Consider the following 7,583-nt stretch of genomic DNA (forward strand, 5'->3'; position numbering starts at 1 on the left):
AGAAGTCGGCGCGGCGCGCGCCCGGCCGGGACACCAGGTAGCCGGGGTCGTATCCGCGACCGGCGAACGCCGGATCCTCGACGGCCGGGTAGTACGTGCCGATCACCCCGAGGACGCCGGGGACGTTGAGCGTGTGCGAGTAGCCGGTGAGCAGCACGCCGTCGACGTCGTGGTACTTGGTGGCCTCCATGACGGAGGTGCCCGAGCTCAGCGAGTGCCCACCGATGATGACCTTGCCGAACGGCCGCTCGCCCGCCAGGCCCTGCCGCGCCTGCTGCACGATGAGGTGGAGCGCCTCCGCGGTGGCCGTCGCCGTGAGCGTCGCGCTCGGCGGCCGGGTGCTCGCGCCGTTGCCCAGCCGGTCGACCGTCAGCGTCGCGTAGCCCGCGCCGTTCATCGCGCGCCGGAAATTGTAGGTCTCGGGTTCGTACTGGAAATCCCAGTATGAGGCGTTGTAATTGGAACCCGCCATCAACACCATGACGGCGTCCGTCGGCCGATCCGTCGGCAGGCACAGCTTTCCGGCCAGGGTTCCCTGCGGCACCGGGAACGTTATCTCCCGGCAGCGATCCTGCGGCGAAACTTGGTCGGCCTGCGCGATACCCGGTGACAGAGCAATGCCCGGCGCCAGGCAGAGCATTGTTGACATGACAATTGCCCGTATTGAGGCCCGCACGCGACGCGCTCCCCTCGGAGTTACACGGGGATAACCACTTCGGCATCCCTATCGAGTCATCAACGGGGAGGCTAACCCGCACAATGGATGATGCGCAATACCTATCGCGAAGATGTAGCTAATCCGTACGACCGGCTCACCGCGCGGCAGATGCGTTGCCCCGCTTGGGAAACCGGCGCCACCTGCCGAACCGTCGCCGGGACTTCGCTTTTCGGGCAAGCCGGGCGAAAACACCTCGGGGACGGGGCCACGCGGGCACCCGTCCTCGGGGGCGATCGGCGCCGAGCGGCGCGGTCGTCAGAACATCGCGGCCAGCCAATCCCGCACCGCAGCTTGATAAGCGGCGGTGTTGCGGGCGAGGTTCACCGAGTGCCCGCTGCCGGGCAACACGAAGGTGCGCAGCCGCGCGGCCGGGCAGAAGTACGGAGCCTCCTCCGCCGCCAGCGTCGCGGTGCTCGCGCAGGCGTTCAGGCACAGTTTGTCCGCACTGCCGTCGACGATCAGGACGGGCACGTCGATGAGGTTCGTCTCGGGCGGCTGGGTGGAGGTCAGTCCGTCGGGGTACTCCGTCAGCGAGAAGACCTCCTTGGTCGCCTCATCGGTCGCGAGCACCCCGGGGTCGTAGTCGCCCGCGCCGTAGAAATCGGCGGCCCGCGTCCCCGGCTTGGTGGTCAGATAGCCGGCGTCGAGGCCTTGGCCGGCGAACTGCGGGTCCTCCGCGGCAGAGTGGTAGGTGGCCACTACGGCGAGCGTCCCGGCCGTGTCGAGACTGTGCGAAAACCCGGTCAGCAGAACGCCATCCACGTCGTGGTGGGTGCTCGCCTCGATGACCGCGACGCCGGAGCTGAGCGAGTGGCCGCCGGTGATGATCTTGGCAAAGGGCTGCGCGCCGGGCAGGCCTTGGCGCACCGCGCCGACGATCTGATGCAGGGCCAGCACCGAACCGGTGGCGGTCAGCGTCGCGCTCGGCGGCCGGGTACTCGCACCGGTGCCGAGCCGATCGACCACGAGCGTCGCGTAGCCCGCGGCGTTCATCGCACGTCGAAAGTTATAGGTCTCCGGCGCATACGGGAAATCCCAATAGGTGTGGTTGTAATTGGAGCCCGCCATCAACACCATGATGGTGCTCGTGGGGGTCGACGGCATGCACAGCGTCGCGGCCAGAGTTCCGCCCTGCGGCGCCGGGAAAGAAACCGCCGTACAGGTATTCGGTGGGGGGTTGTTGTCGGCGAGGGCGACGCCCGGCACCAGACAGAGAATTGTTGACACGACAAAGTATTTTAAGAAGGCCCGCACGAGACGCGCTCCCCTCGGAGTTACACGAGGATAACCACTTTGGCACCCTACTTCAGTGATAAATCCGGAGGCTAGCGCGCAGTCCGGATGATGCGCAACACCTATCAGAAAACTTCTATATACTCGTGACTGTCGCAACGCCCGACGCAGATGCTTTGCGACACTTGATAAACCGCAGCAACCAGTTGGACAAACGCTCAGGTATTGATCGGCAGAATGCTTTTCACATAGTGGACCGCGGACGCGCGCGGATTCACCGCTCCCGCGACGACTTCGAACGCGCGCGCCAGGCGCGGCCCGGCCCGGCCGCACGCCCGGCCATGGCGCGCGAGTCGGCGGCGTGCCTCAGAAACGGGGCGGCGGTTGCCACGGATGCGGGGCTGATACGGCACGCCGCCTGCACAATCCGGCGCAGCGCTCCTTCGTGAGCGAACCGCACCCTCGGCACGAGCGGGTGGCGGATCGAACCTATGTCCGCCGAATAAGGTTGGGCCGCAGAGTGATTGGCGACAGCCGTCCGAAGTGACGGATCGAGCGCACACCCATTCGACCGCGCAGGTAACAGTACGACAACGAGTCGTACCAGAGCGCTCGGAGTTTCGCGCACAACAAACCGCCGGTCTAGTATCCGACCCATGGGTACGCGAGCGGTGCACTTCGTTGGGAGTTTTCCGGCCGAGAGCACAGCTGCCGCGATGACAGCGATGCTGGACAGCACGGGCCCGCACCTGCGCACCCTGCCGACCGGCGAGACGCGACGCTACGAGTTCTACATCCGCCCGATCATCGATGAGCTGGTGGCGCAGGGCGCGCTGGAATCCAAGCGGGCCGGGCAGTGGCGAACGAGCCGCGAACGGACCATTTACCGGGCCGCGGGCGGCAAGAAACTCACCGGCGACATGATGGATCTCGGATATCTCCGCGAGGCCGAGGAGGCCGTCCCGGTATTCGAGGCGCTGCGCGCCGAGCGGGATTTGACCGGCGTCACGCTGCAGCTCGGGATGCCGACCGATTTCACGATGGCCTTCGTGACGATGGGCGCCGTGGGCGGTGTGCTGCGCAACAAAAAGGCCTTCACCGACGCCACGGTGCGCGACATCGTCGCCATCCGGGAATTGGCCGGGGACGACGTCGTCATCCAACTGGAGGCGACCGCGGAATTGGTACTCATGGCGCAGACGCAGCCGCTGCACAGACTGGTCGATCGGTTATTGGGCGTGGCGCGCGGAATCACCGAGCTGGCCGCGGCGAGCCCGCCGGGTACCCGCTTCGGGGTGCACCTGTGCCTCGGCAGCATGAACAATAAGGCGCGTGCAACATTGCGAAATGTGCGGCCGTTCGTGGACCTCGCCAATTCGATAGTCCGGCAGTGGCCCGCGGACCGCACGCTGACGTACGTGCACGCGCCGTTCGCGGCGGGCGACATACCGCCGTCCGCGAACCCGAAATTCTATGCGCCCCTTCGTGATCTGACGCTCGGCGAGGGCACCGGCTTCTACGCGGGCCTGGTCCACGACATCCCCAGCGAGGCGGAGCAGCTGCACACGTTGCAGCTCATCGAGCAGGCGTTGGGCCGTCCGGTCGACGGCGTCGCGACCGCGTGCGGCCTCGGCCGCCGCCCGCGCCCGATCGCCGACGCACTGATGGTGCGCGCCAATACACTTGCCACGAAAGGGTGATTCGGCGAGTAGGCTTCGGCGAGCCTGGCACACTGTGACCCTGCCGCACTGCCCGTGCCCCGGTCGCGACGCCGCGATGTGGCTCTGTCGCACTACGGCATAGCACACCATTCAGCCTGGAAGATCGCTACGATTGTGGTCGAGGATCGGGAGGACACCTTGTCGGACATAGACCGAGCACCAGGACTCAATCCGAACGTGCCGAGTTCGGCCCGGATCTATGACTACATGCTCGGTGGCAAGGACAACTACGACATCGACCGCGAGGTCGCCCACCGCATGCTCGCCATCGCCCCCGACACCCGGACCCTCGCGTGGTTCATCCGCCAATTCCTGGTGCGCGCGGTCGAGCTCGCCGCCGACGCGGGCGTGCGCCAGTTCATCGATCTCGGCGCCGGCATCCCCACCTCCCCCAACGTGCACGAGGTGGCCCGCAAGATCGAGCCGTCGGCCCGCGTCGTCTACATCGACAACGACCCGATCGTGCACGCGCACTGCGACGCGCTGCTTGCGAGCTCGCCCGGCGTCGACGCCTTGAAAGCCGACATCCGCCAGCCCGAGGACATCATCGACCGATTGAAGGCCGGCGGTCTCATCGACTTCAGCGAACCGGTCGCCGTCCTCATCATCGGCGTACTGCACTACGTCATGGACGACGAAGACCCCGCGGGCATCATCGCCAAGTTCCGCGAGGTCATGGCCCCCGGCAGCTACCTGGCCATCACCCACGGCTCCGACGAGACGCACCCGGACTTCATCGGCCAGTCCCACAGCGACACCAACAACTCGCCCTCCCAGGTCAAATACCGCTCCCGCGAGGAAACCACGGCCTTCTTCAAAGACTTCGACCTCATCGAGCCCGGCGTGGTCCCCGCACAGGAGTGGCTCGACGACGACCTGCCCGCCACCCGGCTGGTGATCTACGGCGGCATCGGCCGCACCCCGAGCTGACCCGTCAGCCCCGGCGCCCGCGCCCCCGCGACGGCCGCGCGGGCGGAAGCCGGAAACCGATGCGCGCGCCCGGCCCGTGCTCGGCGAACACGGTGCCGTGGTGTGCGGTGACGATGTCCGCGACGATGGCGAGGCCGAGGCCGGAACCCGGTGTGCCCTGGGCGTTCGCGGCGCGATAGAACCTGTCGAAGACGGCCGGGGCGTCCTCGGCGGCTATGCCGGGCCCCTGGTCGCGCACCGACACCTCCGTGCCGTGCACGCGCACCTCGACGGGGGTGTCCGGCGGGCTGAACTTGATCGCGTTGTTCAGCAGGTTGTCGACGCAGCGCGCCAGCGCCCTGGGCCTGGCGAGTACGTCGACCGGATCGTCCGCGGTGACGGTGATCGGGCGGGCGCCGCGGTGCCGGAAGCGGCGCGCGCAGTCCTCGGCGAGCGCGGCGAGATCCACGATCGTGGGTTCCTCGGTGGTGTGCTGGTCGGTGGCGAGTTCCACGAGTTCGGCCACGAGGTCGTCGAGCGCGGTCGACTCCTGCACGAGGGTGTCGAGCACCTGGGTCTCGTCCTCGGGCGCCAGCCGGCCGCGGGCGCGCTGGAGCAGCTCAGCGCTGCCGCGGATGGAGGTCAGCGGGGTGCACAGCTCGTGGCTGGCGTCCTGAACGAGCCGGTGCTGCTGGGCGCGCGAGCGTCGCAGCGCGGCGAGCATGGTGGCGAAACTGCCGGTGAGCCTGCCGATTTCGTCGCGGCCGACGGGCGGCAGCCCGACCGAGAGGTCCTGGGTCGAGCTGATGTGCTCGGTCGCGGCGAGCAGGCGGCGCACCGGTCGCAGGATGCGCCCGATGGCCAGCCAGCTCAGCAGCGCCGAGAGCGCCACCGCGATCGCGGTGATACCGCCGGTGCGCCAGAGGAATTCGCGATCGATCCGCTCGGATTCGCGATACCGCTGCGCCACCATGACCGCGCCGCCGCCCGGTCGCGGCTTCGTGAGGATGCCGTACGGCTCGCCGTCCAGGTCGATGTTGTATTCGGCTGTGCCGCTTCCGTTTCGGGCGACGGCGCGATCCGCCTCGGCGACCGGTAGCGGCATCCGGCCCGGTATCAACGGGCGGGCGGCGCCGTCGGCCGACAGCAGCTGCTCGATGGTGTCGGCCCGCTCGGGCAGCACCGCGGGCAGCACGGCGGTGACGGCGTCGACCCGGTCGTTGAGGCTGCGGTCGATCTGATCGCCGACCAGCGCGCTGACCCCGCGATAGGAGGTCGCGAGCGTGACGACGATCGCCGCCAGCACGGCGACGATGACGACGAGGGTGAGCCTGGCGCGCAGCATCACGCGGGACGCACGGCGTAGCCGACATTGCGGACGGTGTGGATCAGCCGGGGCTCGCCGTTCTGCTCGGTCTTGCGGCGCAGGTAGCCGACGTACACGTCGAGCGAGCGGGAGTCGGTGTCGAAGTCGAAACCCCAGATGTGTTCGTAGATCCGGCTGCGGGACAGGACGATTCGCGCGTTGCGGAGCAGCAGTTCGAGCACGTCGAACTCGGTCTTGGTGAGCTCGATCGCTCGATCCCCGCGGTACACCTCCCGCGTCGCCGTGTTCAGGGTCAGGTCCGCGACCGACAGCACGGCGCCGTCCTCATCGAGGGTGCTGCGCCGGAGCAGCGCGCGCAGCCGGGCGAGCAGTTCGTCGGTCGCGAAGGGCTTGGGCAGGTAGTCGTCGGCCCCGGCGTCCAGCCCGGCGACGCGGTCGCCGATCTGGTGCCGCGCGGTGAGCACCAGGATCGGCAGCCGATCGCCGCGGCGGCGCAGCAGCCTGCACAGCGACAACCCGTCCAGTCGCGGCATGACCACGTCGACCACGGCCAGGTCCGGCCGGAGCTCCGCGAGCAACTCGACGGCCCGCTGCCCGTCCTCGGCCAGGTGCACGGTGTAGCCCTCGAAGCGGAGCAGCTGGTCCAGGGTGCTGCGCACGTGCGGGTCGTCCTCGACGACGAGCACCGACGGGGCGGGGACTGACGAGCTCGGTGTGGTCACCCGGTCATTGTTGCTGGAGGGTAGCGCTTTCCCCGGCTCGAGGGCGTCCCGCGTGATCACCGTCACCGCGGCCGCCGCGATTCTTACCTGATTCTTTCGTCGCCCTCGCGGACCGTTGACCCCGCGCCCTGAGGATTTCTCTCAACACCCCGCCGCGGGCGGGAGTCATTCAGAGGGAAGGGTTTTCGAGGATGCACAAGGTAAAGCGGGTAATCGCGGGTATGGCGGCCGCGCTGGCCGCCGCGACGCTGGTCACGGCGTGCGGCGACCGGGAGCCACCCGGGCCGGACTGGTGCCCGACGGTGCCCGGGCATCGGGTCGAGTGCGGCGTGCAGTCCCGGCCACTGGTCGCCGATCGCCCCGAAATGGGCACCGTCGCAGTGAGTTACGCGCTGATCCGGCGCGGCGTCCTCGACGCGCCCGCCGCGGGCACGATCGCGCCGAACCCGGGTGGCCCCGGCGTTCCACTGATCTTGCACGCCGCCCAGGCCACCCAGTTGTCCGCGCAGTTGCTCGACGATCACGACCTGCTGCTCATCGACCCGCGCGGCACCGGCCTGTCCAGCCCGATCGACTGCGGCGCGGACGAGGCAGGCTACGAGCTCGGCACCCGCGAGTACCAGCGGCAGACCGTGGCGAGCTGCGCCGAACGGCTCGGCGAGCGCGCCGTCGGATACACCTCGGCGGCCACCGCGGACGACTTCGACGCGGTGCGCGAGCGGCTCGGCATCCCGAAGCTGGTGCTCTACGGCATCTCCTACGGCACCTACCTGATGCCGATCTACGCCGAGCGCCACCCCGAGCACGTGCAGTCCATCGTGCTGTCCGGCGCCTACCCGGCGGACTTCGACCCACTGTCGCGCCCCAATGCCGAGGCGGTATCGCTTGCGCTACACCGCATCTGCGATCGAAGCCGGGCCTGCGACGGCGACACCGCCGTGGCGGACCTGCGC

At 68.6% G+C, this 7,583-nt stretch carries 7 protein-coding genes; 3 read left to right on the forward strand and 4 right to left on the reverse strand.

The genetic code is table 11. From position 1 onward, the window contains the following. Both ON39_RS35475 and ON39_RS35480 read right to left on the reverse strand, forming a co-directional pair. The coding region (locus ON39_RS35475; protein ID WP_255219326.1) for an alpha/beta hydrolase at positions 1-544 on the reverse strand (544 nt) is incomplete at its 3' end. Positions 545-973: 429 nt separating this feature from the next. Next, positions 974-1,945, reverse strand: coding sequence for an alpha/beta hydrolase (locus tag ON39_RS35480; protein WP_246002804.1), 972 nt, complete (start codon positions 1,943-1,945; stop codon positions 974-976). Positions 1,946-2,607: 662 nt separating this feature from the next. Between ON39_RS35480 and ON39_RS35485 the strand changes: the two genes are divergently transcribed. Both ON39_RS35485 and ON39_RS35490 read left to right on the forward strand, forming a co-directional pair. Continuing rightward, positions 2,608-3,651 carry a hypothetical protein gene (locus ON39_RS35485; protein ID WP_040740714.1) on the forward strand — a complete coding sequence of 348 codons (1,044 nt, stop codon included), beginning with the start codon at positions 2,608-2,610 and terminating at the stop codon, positions 3,649-3,651. A gap of 135 nt (positions 3,652-3,786) precedes the next feature. Then, complete coding sequence (locus tag ON39_RS35490; protein WP_255219327.1) at positions 3,787-4,602, forward strand: SAM-dependent methyltransferase; 816 nt, start codon at positions 3,787-3,789, stop codon at positions 4,600-4,602. A gap of 4 nt (positions 4,603-4,606) precedes the next feature. Here the strand turns inward: ON39_RS35490 and ON39_RS35495 are convergent, their stop codons facing one another. Continuing rightward, positions 4,607-5,926: a HAMP domain-containing sensor histidine kinase gene (locus tag ON39_RS35495; protein ID WP_051187512.1), complete on the reverse strand. Its 1,320-nt coding sequence runs from the start codon at positions 5,924-5,926 to the stop codon at positions 4,607-4,609. After that, positions 5,926-6,630, reverse strand: a complete 705-nt coding sequence (locus ON39_RS35500; protein WP_051187514.1) for a response regulator transcription factor — start codon at positions 6,628-6,630, stop codon at positions 5,926-5,928. Before ON39_RS35500 ends, ON39_RS35495 begins: the two co-directional genes overlap by 1 nt. A gap of 191 nt (positions 6,631-6,821) precedes the next feature. Between ON39_RS35500 and ON39_RS35505 the strand changes: the two genes are divergently transcribed. Continuing rightward, positions 6,822-7,583: alpha/beta fold hydrolase (locus ON39_RS35505; protein ID WP_040740720.1), on the forward strand; the 762-nt coding region annotated here is incomplete at its 3' end.

Source organism: Nocardia tenerifensis NBRC 101015 (genome assembly GCF_000308715.1).
GTDB lineage: Bacteria > Actinomycetota > Actinomycetes > Mycobacteriales > Mycobacteriaceae > Nocardia > Nocardia tenerifensis.

What these genes read in the sequence shown, in the direction of transcription:
- ON39_RS35485 (WP_040740714.1), top strand. Translation starts at nt 2,608, where the DNA reads ATGGGTACGCGAGCGGTGCACTTCGTTGGGAGTTTTCCGGCCGAGAGC.
- ON39_RS35495 (WP_051187512.1), bottom strand. Translation starts at nt 5,926, where the DNA reads ATGCTGCGCGCCAGGCTCACCCTCGTCGTCATCGTCGCCGTGCTGGCG.